The following is a 19,458-nucleotide window of genomic DNA, read 5'->3' on the forward strand; positions in this document are numbered from 1 at the left end:
CCAACAGGAGGAGGCACCACCATGCACAAGGCCGGCAGGGCCATGGCCGCTCTCGGAGCGCTGCTGCTGACGGTAACCGCGTGCGGCGGGCAGAGCGGGGAAGCCGGCGGCGACGGCCAGATCCGGATCACGCTCGTGCAGGGCCTGGCCGGTGAGGAGTTCTACGAGACCATGGCCTGCGGGGCCAAGGCCAAGGCCAAGGAACTGGGCGTGACGCTCGACGTACAGGGGCCGCAGAAGTTCGACCCGACCCTGCAGACCCCGATCGTCAACTCGGTCGTGGCGAGCAAGCCGAGCGCCATGCTCATCGCCCCGACCGACGTCAAGGCCATGATCGCACCGCTGACCCAGGCGAAGCAGCAGGACATCAAGATCATCCTGGTGGACACGGTGGTCGAGGACCCCAGCATCGGGCTGTCCAGGATCAGCACCGACAACCTCAAGGGCGGCGCGGCGGCGGCCAAGGCGCTGTCGGAGCAGATCGGTGGCAAGGGGAAGGTGCTCGTCATCTCCACCGACCCGGGCGTCAGCACCGTGGACGCGCGGATCAAGGGGTTCGAGGAGGAGGTCAAGGCGAACCACCCGGGGATCACCTATCTGGGCGTCCAGTACTCGCACAACGACGTCACCGAGGCGTCGAAGATCGTCAATGCGGCGCTCGCCAAGGACTCCGACCTGGCCGGGATCTTCGCCGCGAACCTCAACTCCGCCACCGGCGCGGGGTCGGCGCTCCAGCAGGCGGGCAAGCTGGGCCAGGTCAAGATGGTCGGGTTCGACGCGGGCCCCGCGCAGGTCAAGCAGCTCAAGGACGGGGTCGTCCAGGCGCTGATCGCGCAGCTGCCCGGCGACATCGGCGCGAAGGGGGTCGAGCAGGCGGTCGCGGCGGTCAGGGGTCAGCAGGTCACACCGTCGATCCCGACGGACGCGACCATCGTCACGGCGGCGAACGTGGATCAGCCCGAGGTGCAGAAGGTTCTCTACAAGGCCGGCTGCTAGGGGTCGCGAAAGTGGATCACGAGCTGCTCGCGGTGGAAGGAGGCGTTCTGGCCGGCCTTCGATGTGGGGAGCCAGTGGTGGAAAATGCCTGATCACATGGGGTTCGTGGGTGTTATCGTCGATCGCATGGCTGCATTGATCACCCCCACGGCACGGCTGCATTCCTCGTGGCTCGCGGCCCGCGACGAATGGGATCCAGGTGCTCACCAGGACGGGGCCGGCCTGCGTCTGGTCGATGAGGATGACCTCGACAGCCCGGACGGGTTCGCCGCGTGGGTCGTGCAGCTGCGCCAGCAGTCCGACCGGTCGCTGCCCGTCGAGGAAGGGTGCGTGCACGCCACCCACTGGTGGATCGCCGACGGCGAGACCTACCTGGGGGCCATCGACCTCCGGCACTATCTGAACGCCGTTCTCCTGGAGGCCGGCGGGAACATCGGCTACAGCATCCGGCCTTCTGCCAGGAGACGCGGGCTCGCCACGTGGGCGCTGGGAGAGGTCCTGCGCAAGGCGCCGGGGCTCGGCCTGGACCGGGTCCTGCTCACCTGTGACGAGGACAACGCCGGCTCGGCCCGCACCATCGAGCGCAACGGTGGCGTCCTGGAAGATGTGCGCGACACCGGGATCGGGGTGAAACGCCGCTACTGGATCGCCTTGGACGCGGCTGGTCGCAGCCATGCGCCGAGGAGTGCGGTCGCCTCATGACGTAGGGGCCCGATCATGCTGGGGCTGCATGTGTGGTGGGCGTAGTGTGCCGTAAAGTGGCGGCTCATGGTGGATTGGGGTCTTCGGCCCGCTTTGGCGGTCGACGTCGAGACGGTGGCCGAGCTGCGCGCCGTGGTGATGCGAGCGGATCTGGAGCGGCTCGGACGGTACGACCAGCATCGGGTGCGGCAGCGGTTCCGGGACGCGTTCGACCCGGCGCACACCTGGGTGATCGAGGTCGGCGGCGAGTTCGCCGGCTGCGTGGCGCTACGGGACGCCGGGGACATCCGCTGGCTGGAGCACTTCTATCTGGCCCCGCATCTGCAGGGTTGCGGCATCGGATCGGATGTCCTGCGCGAGCTGCTGGAGCGGTGTGACCGTGACGGTGTTCCTGTCCGGCTGAACGTGCTGCAGGGAAGCCCGGCCCGGCGGCTCTATGAGCGGTACGGGTTCACCCTGGAGACCGAGGATCCGGTGGACGTGTTCATGGTCCGCCCGGTGCCTTGAGATCGCCCGGTGTTTTGTGACGAGACCGCCCGTGCCGCATCGGGCGCCGGTCAGGCGGGGAGTGCGGCCAGGAGGAAGGCGAGGCGGGCGGCGGCGGACTCGACGTCTTCCGCCGTGCCCAGGCGATAACCCCACGAGGTGATGTAAGCCCCCTCGTCGGAGCAGGTCACGGTCTCCCTGAGCGTGGCCGAGAACCGATTGCGGACCGACACGTACGCCGGGTCACTCGACAAGGCCAAGCTCAGGACCGACAGGTCAGCGTGACGACCCGCATGCCAGGCGAACCTTTCGAGGCAGAGCGCGGTATCGAGCATCATGCGTCACCTCCGCAACGTCTCGCGACAGAATTGCACGATCTTGGGGTGGGAGGCAAGCAATTGCTGCGGTTAATGTGAGGTTTGTTTGCGGAATTCGTGAAGAATGCTGATGATGACCTCCCGTCCGTTTTCTTCAAACTCAGCCGCTTTTGCGTAGTCATCGAAGGCTCGAACGTAGAAGGCGATGTCGTCGGGATCGCGCAGGACCAGGTCTTTTGTCATCGTGGCCACGCCGACCATGGCCTCGTTGTAGATCCAGAAACCGTTGATGGGATTGGACGGCAACTCGGTGCTGAACGGGATGACGCCGAAGTCCACATTCGGCAGCGTGCTGACCGCGAGCAAGCGGTCGAGCTGGCCGCGCATCACCTCGGGCGGCGCCAGGCAGGTGCGCAGCGCCGACTCCGTCACCACGAACCTGAACGTCCGCGTCCGGTCGTAGAGGATCTCCTGGCGCTGCATGCGCACCCGCACGGCCGCGTCGATCTGATCGGCCGCGCTGTAGAGCCGCTTCACCTTGCGGAACACGTGCCGGGCATATTCGGAGGTCTGCAGCAGCCCCGCGATGATCCCCGGCTCGAAGACCCTGAACAGCTTCGTCCTGGCCTCTAGGTCGCGGATGTCCTCCTGGATGGCGGCCAGGCCGCTGCGGTGGCGCTGCTTCCAGTCGTCGTGCCGCTCCAGCAGCGCGATGGCCTGCCGGATCAGCTCGTCGGTGGTGTCGGGCGCGGCGTGTACGGCCTGCGCCCACACGACAACGTCATCCTCGGTGGCCGTCTGCCGGGCGTTCTCCAGGCGCGAGACCTTGGACGGTTGCCAGCGCAACCGCTCGGCCAGCTCCTTGCCCGACAGATGGGCCCCCTCGCGCAGCTGACGCAACTGGCTGCCGAGGTCGATGCGCGCCTGCTGAAACGACGTCACGCCGCAAGAGGCTAGCCCCGCCCGTACCGATCAAGCCAGTGTCAGTCGCAATTGTGATCAACCGGTTGCCGTCGGTGTTTCCTTGCTGCTAGGGAAAGCGGTTGCCTGGTCGTCGAACAGGACTCGGCGGGCGATTTCGGTGAGGAGCTCGCGGGGGACTTCAACGGCGCCTTCGCCGTCGAGGACGTCGCGAAGGTCTCCGAGGGCCTCCGCGTCGGTGACTTGGAGCCCTTGCACGACAATGGTGCCGCGATCGGTCTCGTACAGGGTGGGACAGGCGCCCGCCTCCGAGGTGGAGCCGAGGAACCGCATGCGCATGACGATCCTTCCCCGATACAGATGCAATTGCGCGCAATTGTACGGCTCGGGGAGAACCATGTGATCGTTTGTCCGGAAATCGTGATATTGGGTCAGTCCAGCGCGCCCGCCATGAACTCCCGCGCCCGCTCGAACAGCCCCAGCGTCGTCGCGTGCAGCAGATCCCCGATGTCCTTGGGCGCCTTGCCGGCGAACGCCCGCGCGTGGCTGCCCTCCAGCACGATGCCGAGCTTGAAGCAGGCCATGACCGCGTACCAGCCGACGGCCGACAGGTCTCGCTCGGACAGCGCCGCGTAGTAGGAGATGATCTCCCGTGGCTGCGGCAGCCCCGGCACGTGGCCGTTGTTGGAGGGCCAGGTGGCCAGCAGCCAGCCGAGATCGACCAGCGGGTCGCCGATCGTGCACATCTCCCAGTCGACGATCGCGGCCACGCGCGGGCCGTCGCAGGCGAACATCAGGTTCGCGAAGTGGTAGTCGCCGTGCATGATCCCCGGCGTGAACGTGCGGGGCAGGTTGCGGGTGAGCCAGTCGGCCGTCTCCGGCAATCCGGGAATGTCGGGACCTGGGTAGCCGTCGAGCTCGCCGTACGAGTCGAGCTCCTTGAGCCAGCGCGGCACCTGCCGCTCCAGGAACCCCTCCGGCCGGCCGAACCCCGGCAGCACCCCCGGATCGACCCGCCCCAGCTCGGCCAGCGCGGCGGCGGCCTCAAGGCCCATCCGGTGCCTGATCGCCGGATCGGAGGCGTGCGGCTCGGGCAGCCCGGTCGAGGGGTTGAAGCCGTCGACCGGCTCCATCAGGTAGAACACCGGCTCCAGCTCGGTCTGCGCGGCCACGAGCCTGGGCGCGGCCACGGGCGTGTCCCGCAGCGCGGCCAGCACCCTGGCCTCGCGGCGCAGCACCTCGTTGCTCTTGCGCCGGGCGTGCAGGGGCGGGCGGCGCAGGATGTACGGGCGCCCGCCGCGCTCGAAGCGGACCATGACGTTCTGCGTGCCGCCGGGCACCGGCGCGGTGCCGGTGATCGGGCCGCCGGGCAGGCCCTCGGCGTCCATCCACGCGCCGAGCGCGTCGAAGTCGATGACGCTGACGTCGATGTGGGTGGAGGTCATGACCGCCCTTCGACAGAATGATATTCTAGTGGCGACCCTATGAGAGCGCCGTCCGGACGGTCAACCCAGAGCCTGCATGAACGGCAGGAACTGGCAGGCGCGGTCGCCGGGCAGGTCGCCGCCGCGCACCATCTTCGAGACCTGCCACGGGGAGCCGATGCCGTGCTCGCCCGCCCATCTGACCAGGCTCTCCATGGCCAGGTCGAGGTCCATCCGCACCTCGCCGCCCGCGTCCAGCGCCAGGTCGCCGATCAGCGCCCGCGCGGTCTCCTCGTCCCTGGCGACGACCGGGCCGATGACCACGTTGTCGTCGTTACGCCAGCAGTGACCGAATCCTCCGTCGGCGATCCGCACCTGCTCGCCGAACGCGAACATCCGCCGCAGCAGCGCCGACCTGTCCGTGCCGAACAGCTCGGCGTCGAGTCCGAGGATCCACCCGAGGTCGGCCTCCGTGGCGGGGCGCGTCCTTCCCGACGGCTCGCCCGCGAAGACGCCGGTGTGCTTGGCCGCCGTGCCGACGACGCGGAAGCCGAGCTGCTCGTAGAGCGGGCGGCCGCTGTCGGTGGCGTAGAGGGAGACGGTACGGTCGCCCGCCTGGTCCAGGACGTGCTCCATGAGCCTGCGGGCCAGGCCGCGCCTGGCGTACCGGGAGGCGGTGAGGACCATGCTGATCACGGCGTGGTCGTCGCCGTAGCGGGCCAGGACGTTCGTCGCGGCCAGGCCGTCGCCGTCGGGGGCGTCGATGCCGTACGGCTCTCCGATTTCGAACAGCAGGCGCCACTTGTGGCGTTCGGGCAGCCAGTCGCGGTCCTTGGCCAGCTGGGCGCAGGCGTCGAGGTCGGCTGGGGTCAGGCGCCGGATGGTCATAGCGGGCATCCTTCCTGATCGTTGTGGTCGGTGGAAAATGGGTTAATGGAATGTGTTGTTGCTGTTGATGTTGGCGGAACCACCATGAAAGGCGGACTTGTCGCCCGGGACGGGACAATTCTGCATTTTGAGCGTCGTGTCACGCCTCGGGCCGAAGGGGCGGACCGGGTGATCGCCGCCATCTCCGCCTTCGTCACCGACCTCGCCCGCACCCGCACCATCCGGCACCCACCCGGTGTATCCCCGACGCCCGAGACGGATCCGGGTGCGGAGGTCCGCCTGGCTGTGGAGGCCGGTCCGGGCACTGACACGCCTCCGGGCGCTGAGGCGGCCGTGGCCGAGCTGCGGCCCGTCGCGGTGGGGCTGGCGGTGCCGGGGCTGGTCACGTCCACGCATGCGGTCTTTTCTGCGGCGTTCGGCTGGCGGGACGTGCCTGCTTCGGCGTTCACGGACGTGGACCTGCCGGTGGCGCTGGGGCACGATGTCCGCTCGGCGGGAGAGGCGGAGCTCGCCTACGGAGTGGGTGGCGAGAACGTCCTGTTCCTGCCTATCGGCACGGGCATCGCGGGCGCGGTCGTGCTGTCCGGATCCCTGTACGGGGGCGCGGGCGGCTGGGCGGGCCAGATCGGGCACATCCCGGTCTGGCCTGACGGGCTCGCCTGCGGATGCGGCCAGCGGGGCTGCCTGGCGGCGTACGCGTCCGGCTCGGCGATCGCGACGCGCGGAGGAGCGGGCACGGCCGAGGAGGTCGTCCGGCGGGCCACGAGGCACGCGGCGAAGGTCGCGGCGGAATCCGCAGCGGGGGACGGGGCGGCCACCATCAGGACGGCGACAGGGGTGGGGGACAGTGCGGCCGTTACCGGGGTTGGGGGCGGGAGCGCGGTGGGGGATGCGCGGGCGGCGGAGGTGTGGGGCGAGGCTGTGGAGGCGCTCGCGCTCGCCCTGGCCACGTACACGCTGCTGCTGGATCCGGCGCGGATCGTCATCGGGGGCGGGGTCGCGCAGGCCGGGGACGCGCTGCTCGTCCCGCTGCGGGAGCGGCTGACGGCGCGGCTGGCGTTCCGGCGGCCTCCCGAGGTGCTGGCCTCGTCGCTCGGCGTCCGGGCCGGGCTGATGGGGGCGGGGCTGCTGGGGTGGCGGGCGGCCGGGTCAGTCGTACAGGTCGGCGGGCAGGTCCACGAGCCGCGCCCGTAGCTCCTCGCCCAGGGCCTTGGCCTGCGGGTCCAGGCGAGGGCTCGCGGCCACGCCCCTGCCCAGGAGACCGTGGACGACGAAGTTGAGTGCCTTGATGCTGGGCAGCTCGTAGCGGTCGATGCGGTGGCCTGCCAGGTCCGGGAGGAGCTCCTTGAGGGTGGCGGTGGTCAGGTGGGCCGCCAGCCAGTCGTACCTGGCCGCCGTGGTGGTCCACACGCCCAGGTTGGCGTTGCCGCCCTTGTCACCCGACCGGGCCCCCGCGATCCGGCCCAGAGGCACGCGCACAGCCGGCCGGTCGGTGGACGTGCCCGCGACAGGCGTGCCCGTGCTCGTGCTCGCGACAGACCGGTCGGGTGTGTCCGGGGTTGGCTGGGCGGCGAGTGTGTCCAGGATCGGTCGGGCTGTGGGTGCGTCTGGGGCTGGGCGGGTGGGGGTGGGCTCGGTGGGCGGGAGCTCCTTGCCGTTCAGGAAGACCTGTGGCCGTACGTCGGCGGCCGGGACGAGGACCGGCCAGTAGACGCCGTACGGCGAGGCGTTGCCCGGCGGAGTGAGGCCGTAGAAGCCCGGGTAGCTGGCCAGACCCGTCTCCACCACGGCGGAGGAGAAGGCCCGCCCGGCCGTGCGCTGGTCGGCGTCCATGACCGTGATCCGCAGCAGGCCCGACTCCGTGAGCGTGACGTCCACGGAGTCGAAGGCGTCGCGGGGGATGCGCGCCCAGACGGCCTCCTCCGCCACCCGGGCCTTCGCCTCGATATCCAGGCCCGTGAGCACGAGGGTCATCGTGTTCCGGTAGCCGCCCAGGTAGTTCACGGCGACCTTGAGCGTGCCGGGCGGCGGCTCCCCGCGTACCCCGGAGACCAGGACGCGGTCCGGCCCGTCGTCCGCCAGCGTGATCGTGTCGAACCTGGCCACCACGTCGGGGCCCAGGTAGCGCGGGCCGCCCAGCTCGTACACGAGTTGCGCCGTCACCGTCCCCACCGAGACCAGCCCGCCCGTCCCGGGGTGCTTGGTGATCACCGCGGATCCGTCGGCGCGCAGCTCGGCGATGGGGAAGCCGCAGTGCGCCAGATCCGGTACGTCCTGGAAGAACGCGTAGTTGCCGCCCGTCGCCTGGCAGCCGCATTCGATGACGTGGCCCGCGACCACCGAGCCCGCCAGCGGGTCGAGGTCTTCGGGGCCCCACCCGTACCGCCAGATGCCGGGACCCGTCACCAGCGCGGCATCGGTCACGCGGCCGGTCACCACCACGTCGGCGCCCGCCGACAGCGCGGCGGCGATCGGGCGGGCGCCGAGATAGGCGTTCGCGGTCAGGGGCGTCGCGTCGAGCCGCTCGCCGGTGTCGGCGTTGACGAGGTCAAGGGCCCTGCCGGTGAGGTCGTCGCCGGTCACGTGCGCGACGGCGGGGGACAGGCCCAGCCGTCCGGCCAGCTCGTGTACGGCCTGCGCGCACCCCGCCGGGTCGAGCCCGCCCGCGTTCGTCACGATCTTGATGCCTTTGTCCAGGCAGGGACCGAGAACGTCCTCCAGCTGCCGCAGGAACGTCGGGGCGTAACCGGGGCGGCCCTTCAGCCGGTTGCCCGCGAGGATCAGCATGGTCAGCTCGGCCAGCCAGTCGCCGGTGAGCACGTCGATCGGCCCGCCCTCGACCATCTCCCTGGCGGCCGAGAGGCGGTCGCCGTAGAAGCCGCTGCAGTTCGCGATCCGCAGGGTCATCTCGTCGTCCACGCGGGCGGCCGCTTGTCCCGGAACGCCGCGATCCCCTCCTGGCCCTCCTCCGAGGTGAACCGCTGGGCGGACAGCTCCGTCATCCGCCGCAGCCCTTCCTCGAACGAGACCTGCGGCACCTCTCTGACCAGCTGCTTCGTGAGCGCGACGGCCTCCGGGCCGCCCTTCATCAGCATGCCGGCGTAGTGCGCGACCGTGGCGTCCAGCTCCTCCTCCGGCACGGCGCGGGAGAGCAGTCCGATCTCGGCCGCCCTGGCGGCGTCGAACACCTCGCCGGTCAGGAAGTATTCGGCCGCCGCCCTCGGGTCGAGCCTCCTGAGCACGGGGACGGAGATCATGGCGGGCACGACGCCGAGCCGTACTTCCGTGAAGGCGAACGAGGCCGTCAGCGGCGCGATCGCGAAGTCGCAGGAGGCGACCAGCCCCAGGCCGCCGGCCCGCGCGGTGCCGTTGAGCCGGCAGATGGCGGGCTTCGGGCTCTCCCAGAGCATCGTCATGATGTCCGGCAGCGCGCCGGTGATCGGCGCGCCCGCCGCCCGCTGCTCCTTCAGGTCGGCGCCGGAGGAGAACACCGTGCCGGTCGCGGTCAGCACGATCACCCTGGCCGCCGGCTCGGCCAGCGCCCAGGCGAGGTGCCCGGCCAGCTCGGCGAGCAGGCGTACGGACAGGGCGTTGCGGTTGGGCGGTGAGTCGAGCGTGATCGTCGCGACGCCCGCCGCCAGGTCCTTGTGCACCAGGCTCGTCATCGGTCCCCCCCCTGGATGATCGCCAGCACGGCGCCCGCGTCGACCTGCTGGCCCTTCTCGACGTGTACGCCGGACACCACCCCGTCGGCGGGTGCGCCGATCCGATGCTCCATCTTCATCGCCTCCAGGACCAGCACCGGCTGGCCCTTGGTCACCCGGTCGCCGGCCTCCACCTCGACCCGCAGCACGCTACCCGGCATGGGGGCCAGCAGGGAGCCGGGGGCGACGTGCTCGACGGGCTCGGGGAGGCGGGGGATCGGGGTCAGCTCCACGCATCCGCCCGCGTGGTCGACGTAGACCCTGTCGTCGTCCTCGTAGCGGGCGATCTCGAAGGTGTGCCGGACGCCGTCGCGCTCCAGCACCACGTGCTCCGGGTCCGCGCCGATCACGCTCACGCCGCCGGGCAGCGGGTCGTAGACGACGTCGGCCTCCTCGAAGCGGGCGCGGCGGGGCTGGGAGCGTACGTTGCGCCAGCCGCTCGGGAGGCCGCCCAGCACCGGGGCCCGGCGGCGGTTGGCGGCGGCCAGGGCCAGCGCGGCGGCCAGCGCCGGCAGCTCGCTCGCCTCCCCGGGGGAGCCTGGGCTTGGGTGACGAAGCGGCAGGAAGCCGGTGTGGGTGTCGCCGGCCACGAAAGCCGGATCGGTCAGGATTTTTACCAGCAAATCACGATTCGTCGTGAGGCCGTGCAGCCTGGCCCGGCGCAGCGCGGCGACCAGCTTCCGCACCGCCTCCGGCCGCGACGCGCCGTGCGCGACGACCTTGGCCAGCAGGGCGTCGTAGTACGGGGACACCACGGATCCGGACTCCACTCCCGAATCAACGCGTACCTCGCCGGTCACCTCGAACCGCCGCAGCACCCCGCTCTGCGGCAGGTAGTCGCCGTCCTCCGCATAGAGCCGCACCTCCACCGCATTCCCGGCGGGCGCGGGCGGCTCGGGCGGCAGGGCCGCCCCTTCCGCCACCTCGATCTGCAGCCGTACGAGGTTCACCCCGTAGACCAGCTCGGTGACCGGGTGCTCGACCTGAAGCCGGGTGTTCATCTCCAGGAACGCCACCCGGTCGCCCTTGACCAGGAACTCGACCGTCCCCGCCCCCACGTAGCCGATCTTCCGCGCGGCCCTGACGGCGGCGTCGTACAGACGGGCCCGCAGCTCCGCGGAGATCCCCGGCGAGGGGCACTCCTCCACGACCTTCTGGTGCCGCCGCTGCACGCTGCACTCGCGCTCGCCCAGCGCCCACACCGTCCCGTGCCGGTCGGCCAGCACCTGGACCTCCACGTGCCTGGCCGCCTCCAGCAGGGGCTCCACGAACACGGTCCCGTCGCCGAACGCCGACTCCGACTCACGCCGCGCCGACTCGACCTCGCGGGCCAGCTCCGCGGCCTCGCGGACGATGCGCATCCCGCGCCCGCCGCCGCCGGCGGACGCCTTCACCAGCACCGGGAACTCGCCCGGCGCCGTCACGTCGAGCGACGGCAGCACGGGCACCCCGGCCTCCGCCATGAGCCGCTTCGCCTCGACCTTGGACCCCATGGCGGCGATGGCGGCGGGCGGCGGCCCGACCCACACCAGCCCGGCCGCCTCCACGGCCCGCGCGAAGCCGGCGTTCTCCGACAGGAACCCATAGCCAGGATGTACGGCGTCCGCCCCGCAGGCCCGGCACGCCGCCAGGATGCGCTCGACGTCCAGGTACGTGTCCGCCGGACGGGCGCCGGGCAGCCGTACCGCGAGATCGGCCTCGGCCACGTGCGGCGCGTCCGCGTCGGGGTCGGCGAACACGGCGGCCGTGGAGATGCCGAGCGCCCGGCAGGTGCGGAAGACGCGGCGGGCGATCTCGCCCCGGTTCGCGACGAGCAGTCGAGTGATCATGGACGGAACACCCCGAACCCGGCCGGCTCGGGCACCGGCGCGCTGTTGACCGCCGACAGGCACATGCCCAGCACGGTACGCGTGTCGCGCGGGTCGATGACCCCGTCGTCGTAGAGGCGTCCCGACAGGAAGAACGGCAGCGACTCGGCCTCGATCTGGGCCTCCACCATCGCGCGCATCGCCGCGTCGGCCTCCTCGTCGTACACCTGGCCCTTGGCCTGCGCCGACGCCCGCCCCACGATGGACAGCACCCCGGCGAGCTGCGCGGGCCCCATCACCGCCGACTTGGCGCTCGGCCAGCTGAACAGGAAGCGGGGATCGTACGCCCGCCCGCACATGCCGTAGTTGCCCGCGCCGTACGAGGCGCCCATGACGACGGTCAGGTGCGGGACGGTCGAGTTGGACACCGCGTTGATCATCATGGCCCCGTGCTTGATGATGCCGGCCTGCTCGTAGTCCTTGCCGACCATGTAGCCGGTCGTGTTCTGGAGGAAGACGAGCGGGGTGCGCGACTGGTTCGCGAGCTGGATGAACTGGGTGGCCTTCTGCGACTCGGCGCTGAACAGCACGCCCTGCGCGTTCGCCAGCACCCCGACCGGATAGCCGTGGATCCGCGCCCACCCCGTCACCAGCGAGGGCCCGTAGACCGGCTTGAACTCCTCGAACTCGCTCCCGTCCACCACCCGCGCGATCACCTCACGCGGGTCGAACGGCACCTTCAGGTCCTCGGGCACGATCCCGAGCAGCTCCTCCACCGGATAGCCCGGCTCGGCCGCGGGCCCGGGGCGCACGCCCTGCTTGTGCCAGTCGAGCGAGCGGACGATCTGCCGCCCGACGCGCAGCGCGTCGTGCTCGTCCTGGGCCAGGTAGTCGGCGAGCCCGCTGACCCTGGCGTGCATCTCGGCGCCGCCCAGCGACTCGTCGTCGGACTCCTCGCCGGTCGCCATCTTGACCAGCGGCGGCCCGCCCAGGAACACTTTCGCTCGTTCGCGCACCATCACCACGTAGTCGCTCATCCCGGGCACGTACGCGCCGCCCGCCGTGGAGTTGCCGAACACGAGCGCGACGGTCGGGATGCCCGCCGCCGACAGCCTGGTCAGGTCGCGGAAGATCCGGCCGCCCGGGATGAAGATCTCCTTCTGCGTCGGCAGGTCCGCGCCGCCGCTCTCGACCAGGTTCACGTACGGGAGCCGGTTCCGCAGGGCGATGTCGGCCGCGCGGAGGGATTTGCGCAAGGTCCACGGGTTGGAGGCGCCGCCGCGGACCGTGGGGTCGTTCGCCGTGATCACGCATTCGACGCCCTCGATCACGCCGATGCCGGCGACCATGCTCGCCCCGACGGGGAACTCGCTGCCCCACGCCGCCAGCGGCGACAGCTCCAGGAAGGGGGAGTCGGGATCGACCAGCAGCTCGACGCGCTCTCTCGCGAGCAGCTTGCCGCGCCCGCGATGCCGCTCGACGTACTTCTGACCGCCGCCGCCCACCGCCTTGGCGTGCTCGGCGTCGAGGTCGCGCAGCTTGGCCAGCATGGCTTCGCGGCGCTGCCGGTAGTCGGCGCCCCCTGGATCGAGCCTGCTCCTGATCACACGCCCTCCTGAGCCGAAGTTGACGCCACCGTCAATCCGATGGCCCGAGCCCACAACCGGGTCAGGTGATCGACGGCCGCCTGCTCGCCGGCCTGCTCGCCGAGATCCAGCCAGACGTGGGCGAACTGCTCCACCATCCCGCCCAGCATGATCGCCGTGAGCCGGGGATCAAGCTCCGGGTCGGCCAGCCCCTGGGCCTGCAGCCGCGCCAGCCCTTCCGCGCCGCGCCGCACGAACACCTCGCGCAGCTCCAGCAGCAGCCGCCCGAACCGGTCGTCGGCGGTCGCCGCCTGCTCCAGCATCCGCACCAGGCGGGAGTTTCCCGCCCAGGCCCGCAGATAGAGGCGGTTGGCGGCCTCGATGCGCGCGTACGGGTCGCCGGAGGCCGCCGAGCCCACGACGCTCGCCGCGAACATCTCGCCGACCACCGCCTCGGCCACCTCGCCGAACAGCGCCTCCTTGGACCCGAAGTAGGTGTAGAAGGTGCCGTGGGAGACCTGAGCGCGACGGCAGACGTCGTCGATCCGCGCGGCGTCGTAACCGTGCTCCTCGAACGCCTCGCGCCCGGCCTGCAGCAGCGCGGCCCGCGTCCGCCTGCCCTTGGCGGTCGGAACCGGAGACTTGACGATCACGTCAACTACGGTAGCCGACCGAAGGGCTCCGGTCACAGAAGAGCCGGCGCCCGAATTCCGGGCGCCGGCTCTCCTCGCGTGTCAGCGGTATCTCAGGTGCAGTGGCTCCAGCCGGACTTCCAGGCCACGGAGCCGAACGTGCCGCCCCAGATCACGCACTTCTTGTAGGCCGACAGGCGGACCGGACCGGCGTATGCGGTGAACTTGCCGGGGTTGGATGCGCTGGAGCCGCCCTTGACCTGGAGGACCGCGTTCATCTGAACCTTGCTCGGATAGACCAGGTTCGACAAGGTCACCACGCAGTTCTTCTTCGCGGTCGCGTTGTACAGCAGGAAAACGGTGGCCTTGCTGTCCAGCACGTGGCGGTCGATGACCTTGTAACCCGAACCACAGACCGCGGTCGGCGTGTACGTGTTCTTGTACGGCGGCTTGACCGGGGGCTTGGTGGTGGTCTTGGGAACTGGCCTGGTCGTGGCCGGGACCTCGGTCGCGGGGGTGGTGGGTGGCGCGCTCTCGGTACCCCCGAGGTCGGGCTCGACGAGGGTCGACTTCTTTTTGGTCTTGGTCGGCGTCGGCTCAGGCCGATTCGTCGTGGTCTGGGGCCTGGGGGCGTCCGTGGCCACGTTCGGGACCTGGGCGATCGGCTCCTTGGTGGGCCGCTTCGGCTGCTTGGTCTCGCCGGGCGTCTCCACGTCCAAGGTCGGGACGGGGACCGTGCTGCCCGTCGGGAGGGGCGGGAGCGGGGTCTGGTCGCCGGTCGGCGGCTCGGCTGCCGAGCCGTCGCCCTGGGTGTTCTGCGAGGCGTTGCCGACGGCCACGACCGGGACTTCCTTGCTGTTCGCCTGCACCACGACGGCGCCGACGACCACCAGCAGGGCCGCGGCGGCGGCTCCCGACAGGGCCAGGGTGAGGGTGCGGCGCTGCTTGGCCGGCGCGCCGTCACCCGGCCGCCCAGGACCTCCGGGGCCGCTCTGCCTGCCGTGGGGCCCGCCTTGGGGTGCCGCGCCCTGGTACGGGCCGCCTGGAGGCATCCCAGCGCCGTGCGGCGGCATTCCCGCCGCGGCCAGGTGCCCGGCCTGAGGACCCTGCGGCCCAACGCCTTGAGGACCCTGCGGCCCACCAGCGTGGGGACCCTGTGGGCCAACGCCCTGAGGTCCACCGGCCTGGGGCCCGCCATGAGGACCGTGCGGCCCACCGGGCTGGGGGCCGTTGAGTGGCGCGCCGGGCTGTCCGCCGGGCATCCCGGCCTGCGGACCGCCGCCCGGCATCCCCGCCTGAGGGCCGTGGCCTCCGGGCTGCCCGCTCGGCGCGGCCGAAGGGCCGTTCTGCGCGAGCCCGGGAGCGGCGGCGGGGCTGCTGGCAGCGGCGGCCGGGCGGCCGTAAGGGCCGGTCTGCGGGGGCGCCACCGGCTGCGGGCCGGTCTGGAGCGCGCCGCCGACCGCGTGCGGCCCGGTGGGCTGCATCCACGGGCCGGGATAGGAGTCCTCGTCCGGCGCGGTGGGACGGACCGGGCCAGAACGGCCACCGGCCTGACCCGGCTGCGGCGCGGCGGCCTGCTGGCCCGTCACGGGCTCGATGGCCGCCTTCGGAGCCGGCTGGCCCGTGAGGCGGATGATGATCTCGTCCGCGCTGGGCCGCTGCGTCGGGTCCTTCGACAGACAGGCGGCCACCAGCTCGGCCAGCACGCCGTCCATCCCGCCGAGCTGCGGCTCCTCGTTGAGGATCCGGTTCATCACCACGGGGATGGAGTCGGCGCCGAACGCGGGCTTGCCCGTCGCGGCGAACACCATCGTGACGCCCCAGGCGAACACGTCGGCCGCCTCCGACACCGCGGCCCCGCTGAGCTGCTCGGGCGCCAGGTACGACGGCGTCCCCATGGCCATCCCTGTGGCCGTCGCGCCGGGGGAGTCCAGCGCGCGGGCGATGCCGAAGTCGATCACCACGGGACCCTCGGGGCCCATCAGCACGTTGGCGGGCTTGAAGTCCCTGTGCAGGATCCCGGCGCGGTGGATGGCCGCGAGCGCGGTGGCCGTGCTGATCGCCAGCCGTTCGAGCGCCGCGCCCCGCCGCGGTCCCTCGTTGATGACCATTTCGCGGAGCGAGGGTCCAGGGACGAACTCGCTGACGATGTACGGCCGGCTTCCGTCAAGATCGGCGGCCAGCACTGGAGCGGTGCAGAACCGGGCCACACGCTGAGCCACCGCGACCTCGCGCAGGAACCTCGTCCGCGCGTCGGCGTCGGCCACCAGGGCGTGGTGCAGCAGCTTGACCGCCGCCTGCTCCCCGTCGTCACCCTTACCGAGGTAAACGACTCCCTGACCGCCCTCGCCGAGCCGGGCGACGATGTCATACGCCCCCAGCCGCCGCGGATCGTCCGCCGCCAGCGGCTGGAACTGATTCACGTCAGACCCCCATTACAACCCAATAGATGTGGCAAAACGCTACCAGCGTGACCCTTGTCAAGTCTGCCGGACCTGTCAGAAGTTTCATGTTTTGACGGAGAATGTCAGCCTCTCGTCGCAGGTCGTGTGCATGTCAACGGCCAAGGTCACGGCTTGGTCAAGCGTGATCGAGTCGATATGAGCCTGACTCAGGTCAGCCGTGGTCAGATCGCCTTGCCGGGGTTCAGCAGGCCCAGGGGGTCGAAGACCGCCTTGATGCCGCGCTGGACCTCCGTGGCCACCGGCCCCGACTCCAGGGCCAGCCAGCGCTGCTTCAGCAGCCCCACCCCGTGCTCGCCGGTGAGCGTGCCCCCGAGCTCCAGCGCGCGCGTGAACACCTCGTCGGCCGCCGCCCACACCTCCGGCGGAGGCTCCACGGTGCCGTGGTCGAAGATGAAGACCGGATGCAGGTTGCCGTCGCCGGCGTGCGCCACCGTGGCGATCCGCACGCCGTGCCTGACCGCCGCCGCCTCGATGTGCGTGATCATCTCGGGCAGCACGGAACGCGGCACGCACACGTCCTCGACCAGGCACGCCCCTTGGCGCTCCTTGGCCTGGTAGGCCAGCCTGCGCAGCCCGATCAGCTCCTCGGTCTCCTGCGGGCTGGAGGACACGGCCACGAACGAGGCGCCGTTCTCCATGCAGAGTCGCTCCATGCGCTCGGCCATGGCCTGGGCGTCGGTCGCGTCGGACTGGCCGATCAGCATGGCCATCGTCCCCGCCTCCAGGCCGATGTTGCGCCAGTCGTCGATGGCCTCCAGCGTGGCACGGTCCAGCAGCTCCATGAGCGACGGCTGGCAGCCCGCGGCCATGATGGCCGTCACGGCCGCGCCCGCCTCCCGCAGCGAGCCGAACTCGGCCGCGAACGTCGCGGGCGGCGCGACCGGCGCGCGCCGCAGCCGGACCGTGGCCGAGGTGATCACGCCGAGCGTGCCCTCCGAGCCGACGAAGAGCCCGGTCAGGTCGTAGCCCGTGACGCCCTTCATGGTGCGCCGCCCGGTGTTCATGATCCGGCCGTCGGCCAGCACGACCTCGAGCCCGAGCGCCGAGTCCCTGGTGACGCCGTACTTGACGCAGCGCAGCCCGCCCGCGTTCGTCGCCAGGTTCCCGCCGATCGTGGAGATCTCGTACGACGAGGGGTCCGGCGCGTACATCAGCCCGTGCTCCCTGGCGGCCCTGTCCAGGTCGGCGGTGATGACGCCGGGCTCGACGACGGCGATCTCGTCGACAGGGGACAGCTCCTTGATCGCGGTCATCCTGGCCAGCGACAGGACGATCGAGCCGTCACCGGCGATCGCGCCGCCGGCCAGGCCGGTGCCCGCGCCGCGCGGCACCACGGGCACCCGGTGCTCGGTGGCCCACCGCAGGGTCGTCACCACGTCGTCGCGGGAGGCGGCGAGCACCACACCAAGCGGTTTGCCGGGCTCCACGAACGTCCGGTCGCGGGCATAGGAGTCGATCACGTCCGGGTCGGTCAGTACGCGAGCTTCGGACAAGGAGTTCACCAAGGCAGCAATCGGTCTCACACCATGCACCTTAGGTGCATTACCGACTACGTTACGGTTTGCGCAGGCCGTGCCTTAAGGCCAGACTGCCCGGGTGAAAGTCGGGTGCCCGGTGTGTACGGAGGCTGACCAGGTTGTCGCGGTCCCTGGAGCTGTCGCGGCGGGAACGACGTACAAGATCGGGCGGGTCAGGTTACCCGGCGATCGGCAGATCGCCGACCTGCCTACGGCCGCGACGCTGGGCGCTTCGAAGCATGTCATGAGCCGTACGCAGCTCGCGGTCTGGCTGTCATTCCCCAGCCGCCACTACACGCCGTGGGCCCGGAACAACGGCTACATCCTGCTGCTCGCGGCGGCTCTGACGCACCTGGTCGTGTCGCTGGTGATCGCCATGGGCCAGGACCCGGAGTGGGGCGAGGTGCTGCTCGCCCCGTTCTGCCTGACGGGCCTTTTCTGGGGTTTCGGGCTGCTGAACGTGCTCGGCTCGTACGGCGCACGCAAGCGCGACTCGGTAGAGGCCCCGGCCAGGGAGAAGGCCCTGACCGTCTGGGAGGGCCTCTACTACTGCGCCCGCGACAACGTGGTGTTCGAGCCGGAGGTCGGCGTCTCGTTCCATCCGAGCGAGACGCGCGAGTACATCTTCGGCTTCAGGGCCGGCGGCCAGCGCTAGCCCGCTCGCGAAGCCGCCGGGTCAGGCGTGCTCCTCCGCCACCAGGCGGACGCAGACGGCCAGGCCGTTGATGGCCTGCTCCAGCTCGGCCAGCTCGGGGTAGGTCGGCGCGATCCTGATCGTGCGGTCGGCGGGGTCGTCGCCGTAGGGGTGGGTGGCGCCCGCGGGCGTCAGCGCGATGCCGGCGGCCTTGGCCTTGGCCACCACCTCGGCGGCGTGCGGCACGTCGAGGCTGATGAAGTAGCCGCCCTTGGGGCTCGTCCAGGTGGCCAGGCCGCCGAGCTGCTCGGTCAGCACCTTGTCCACCAGCTCGAACTTCGGCCCGATCAGCTCGGCGTGCCGCCGCATGTGCGCCGCCACGCCCGCGCCGTCGCGCAGGAACTCCACGTGGCGGAGCTGGTTGATCTTGTCGGGGCCGATCGACTGCTTCGCGGTGTTGCGCAGGAACCACTCGACGTTCGCCGGCGAGGAGCCGAAGAAGGACACCCCGCTGCCGGCCAGTGTCACCTTCGAGGTGGAGGCGTAGACGAACACGCGGTCGGCGTCGCCCTGCGCGGCGCTCAGCGCCAGCAGGTCGGCCAGCTCGGCCGGGGTGTCGGTGAGGTGGTGCACCGCGTACGCGTTGTCCCAGAAGATCCGGAAGTCGGGGGCGGCGGCCGGCATGGCGGCGAGCCTGCGTACCGTCTCGTCGCTGTAGACGATGCCGGACGGGTTGCTGTACTTCGGCACGCACCAGATGCCCTTGACGCTCGCGTCCTCGGCGACCAGGCGCTCGACGACGTCCATGTCGGGGCCGTCGGCGTTCATCGGGACGGGGACCATCTTGATCCCGAACCGCTCGCAGATGGTGAAATGCCGGTCATAGCCGGGAACCGGGCACAGGAACGTGATCTCCGGCTCCTCCACCCACCGGCGTGCGGCGCCCGGCATCGGCGTCAGCAGCGCGTGCACGATCGTGTCGTGCATCAGGGCCAGGCTGGCGTTGCCGCCCACGACGATCTGCCCGGCGGGCACCTGGATCAGCGGCGCGAACAGCTCGCGCAGCTCGGCCAGGCCCTGCAGGTTGCCGTAGTTGCGGCCGTCGGTGCCGTCGGCCGCCCGGTAGGACGTGGGCAGCCGGAACAGGGCGTCGGAGAGGTCGAGCTGACGCGGTGACGGCTTGCCCCTGGTGAGGTCGAGCGAGAGCCCTTGCTGGACGAGGGCGGCGTAGTCACTCTGAGCGGTCACGGGATCTCCTCCGAATCGGTCCGGTTACGAAGGATAGAAGACGCGCGACCAGCCCGGGAACGCCGGGGCTCACGGGGGTGGTGAGGCGGCGGAGGATCATCGGCGGCCCACGGCGGTCGCACGCATCTCA

The 19,458-nt window shown here is 71.0% G+C and carries 18 protein-coding genes; 5 read left to right on the forward strand and 13 right to left on the reverse strand.

The genetic code is table 11. From position 1 onward, the window contains the following. Positions 1-21: 21 nt before the first annotated feature. From ABEA43_RS10275 to ABEA43_RS10285, 3 genes are all read left to right on the forward strand, one after another. The gene (locus ABEA43_RS10275) at positions 22-996 is read left to right on the forward strand and encodes an ABC transporter substrate-binding protein (protein ID WP_345560589.1); all 975 of its coding nucleotides are present in this window, start codon (positions 22-24) and stop codon (positions 994-996) included. A 126-nt stretch (positions 997-1,122) separates the two neighbouring features. Beyond that, on the forward strand, positions 1,123-1,698 hold the full coding sequence (locus ABEA43_RS10280; protein ID WP_345560590.1) for a GNAT family N-acetyltransferase: 576 nt from the start codon (positions 1,123-1,125) through the stop codon (positions 1,696-1,698). A gap of 66 nt (positions 1,699-1,764) precedes the next feature. Next, the gene (locus tag ABEA43_RS10285; protein WP_345560592.1) at positions 1,765-2,205 is read left to right on the forward strand and encodes a GNAT family N-acetyltransferase; all 441 of its coding nucleotides are present in this window, start codon (positions 1,765-1,767) and stop codon (positions 2,203-2,205) included. A 50-nt stretch (positions 2,206-2,255) separates the two neighbouring features. Here the strand turns inward: ABEA43_RS10285 and ABEA43_RS10290 are convergent, their stop codons facing one another. The 5 genes from ABEA43_RS10290 to ABEA43_RS10310 form a co-directional block, all read right to left on the reverse strand. After that, entirely contained in the window at positions 2,256-2,522 is a 267-nt protein-coding gene (locus tag ABEA43_RS10290; protein WP_345560594.1) for a hypothetical protein, read from the reverse strand. 69 nt (positions 2,523-2,591) lie between these two features. Then, entirely contained in the window at positions 2,592-3,443 is an 852-nt protein-coding gene (locus ABEA43_RS10295; RefSeq protein ID WP_345560596.1) for a helix-turn-helix domain-containing protein, read from the reverse strand. 57 nt (positions 3,444-3,500) lie between these two features. Beyond that, positions 3,501-3,821, reverse strand: a complete 321-nt coding sequence (locus tag ABEA43_RS10300; protein ID WP_345560598.1) for a hypothetical protein — start codon at positions 3,819-3,821, stop codon at positions 3,501-3,503. 32 nt (positions 3,822-3,853) lie between these two features. Next, a complete protein-coding gene (locus ABEA43_RS10305) occupies positions 3,854-4,867 on the reverse strand; it encodes a phosphotransferase family protein (RefSeq protein ID WP_345560599.1) in 1,014 nt (337 codons plus the stop codon). A 60-nt stretch (positions 4,868-4,927) separates the two neighbouring features. After that, a complete protein-coding gene (locus tag ABEA43_RS10310; protein ID WP_345560601.1) occupies positions 4,928-5,734 on the reverse strand; it encodes a GNAT family N-acetyltransferase in 807 nt (268 codons plus the stop codon). Positions 5,735-5,902: 168 nt separating this feature from the next. Here ABEA43_RS10310 and ABEA43_RS10315 point away from each other — a divergent pair, with 168 nt between their 5' ends. Continuing rightward, on the forward strand, positions 5,903-6,928 hold the full coding sequence (locus tag ABEA43_RS10315) for an ROK family protein (protein WP_345560602.1): 1,026 nt from the start codon (positions 5,903-5,905) through the stop codon (positions 6,926-6,928). Here the strand turns inward: ABEA43_RS10315 and ABEA43_RS10320 are convergent. The 7 genes from ABEA43_RS10320 to ABEA43_RS10350 all read right to left on the reverse strand — a co-directional run bounded on the left by ABEA43_RS10320 (position 6,884) and on the right by ABEA43_RS10350 (position 17,452). Next, positions 6,884-8,641: an acyclic terpene utilization AtuA family protein gene (locus tag ABEA43_RS10320; RefSeq protein WP_345560804.1), complete on the reverse strand. Its 1,758-nt coding sequence runs from the start codon at positions 8,639-8,641 to the stop codon at positions 6,884-6,886. The two genes, ABEA43_RS10315 and ABEA43_RS10320, sit on opposite strands and share 45 nt — an antisense overlap. Beyond that, complete coding sequence (locus ABEA43_RS10325; protein WP_345560604.1) at positions 8,638-9,399, reverse strand: enoyl-CoA hydratase-related protein; 762 nt, start codon at positions 9,397-9,399, stop codon at positions 8,638-8,640. The genes ABEA43_RS10320 and ABEA43_RS10325 overlap by 4 nt, the downstream gene beginning before the upstream one ends. Continuing rightward, positions 9,396-11,267 carry an ATP-binding protein gene (locus ABEA43_RS10330; RefSeq protein WP_345560606.1) on the reverse strand — a complete coding sequence of 624 codons (1,872 nt, stop codon included), beginning with the start codon at positions 11,265-11,267 and terminating at the stop codon, positions 9,396-9,398. The genes ABEA43_RS10325 and ABEA43_RS10330 overlap by 4 nt, the downstream gene beginning before the upstream one ends. Further along, positions 11,264-12,796 carry an acyl-CoA carboxylase subunit beta gene (locus ABEA43_RS10335; RefSeq protein WP_345560806.1) on the reverse strand — a complete coding sequence of 511 codons (1,533 nt, stop codon included), beginning with the start codon at positions 12,794-12,796 and terminating at the stop codon, positions 11,264-11,266. Before ABEA43_RS10335 ends, ABEA43_RS10330 begins: the two co-directional genes overlap by 4 nt. A gap of 53 nt (positions 12,797-12,849) precedes the next feature. Next, on the reverse strand, positions 12,850-13,485 hold the full coding sequence (locus ABEA43_RS10340; protein WP_345560608.1) for a TetR/AcrR family transcriptional regulator: 636 nt from the start codon (positions 13,483-13,485) through the stop codon (positions 12,850-12,852). Between the two features lie 92 nt (positions 13,486-13,577). Next, positions 13,578-15,887: a protein kinase domain-containing protein gene (locus ABEA43_RS10345; protein ID WP_345560610.1), complete on the reverse strand. Its 2,310-nt coding sequence runs from the start codon at positions 15,885-15,887 to the stop codon at positions 13,578-13,580. Between the two features lie 203 nt (positions 15,888-16,090). Beyond that, entirely contained in the window at positions 16,091-17,452 is a 1,362-nt protein-coding gene (locus ABEA43_RS10350) for an FAD-binding oxidoreductase (RefSeq protein ID WP_345560611.1), read from the reverse strand. A gap of 238 nt (positions 17,453-17,690) precedes the next feature. On the opposite strand from ABEA43_RS10350, the gene ABEA43_RS10355 reads away from it, so the two are divergent. Beyond that, complete coding sequence (locus tag ABEA43_RS10355) at positions 17,691-18,101, forward strand: hypothetical protein (protein ID WP_345560612.1); 411 nt, start codon at positions 17,691-17,693, stop codon at positions 18,099-18,101. Positions 18,102-18,122: 21 nt separating this feature from the next. On the opposite strand, the gene ABEA43_RS10360 is transcribed toward ABEA43_RS10355, so the two are convergent. Continuing rightward, the gene (locus tag ABEA43_RS10360; protein ID WP_345560614.1) at positions 18,123-19,328 is read right to left on the reverse strand and encodes an aspartate aminotransferase type Ic; all 1,206 of its coding nucleotides are present in this window, start codon (positions 19,326-19,328) and stop codon (positions 18,123-18,125) included. Between the last annotated feature and the right edge of the window lie 130 nt (positions 19,329-19,458).

The organism is Nonomuraea rosea (assembly GCF_039539705.1).
Lineage (GTDB): Bacteria > Actinomycetota > Actinomycetes > Streptosporangiales > Streptosporangiaceae > Nonomuraea > Nonomuraea rosea.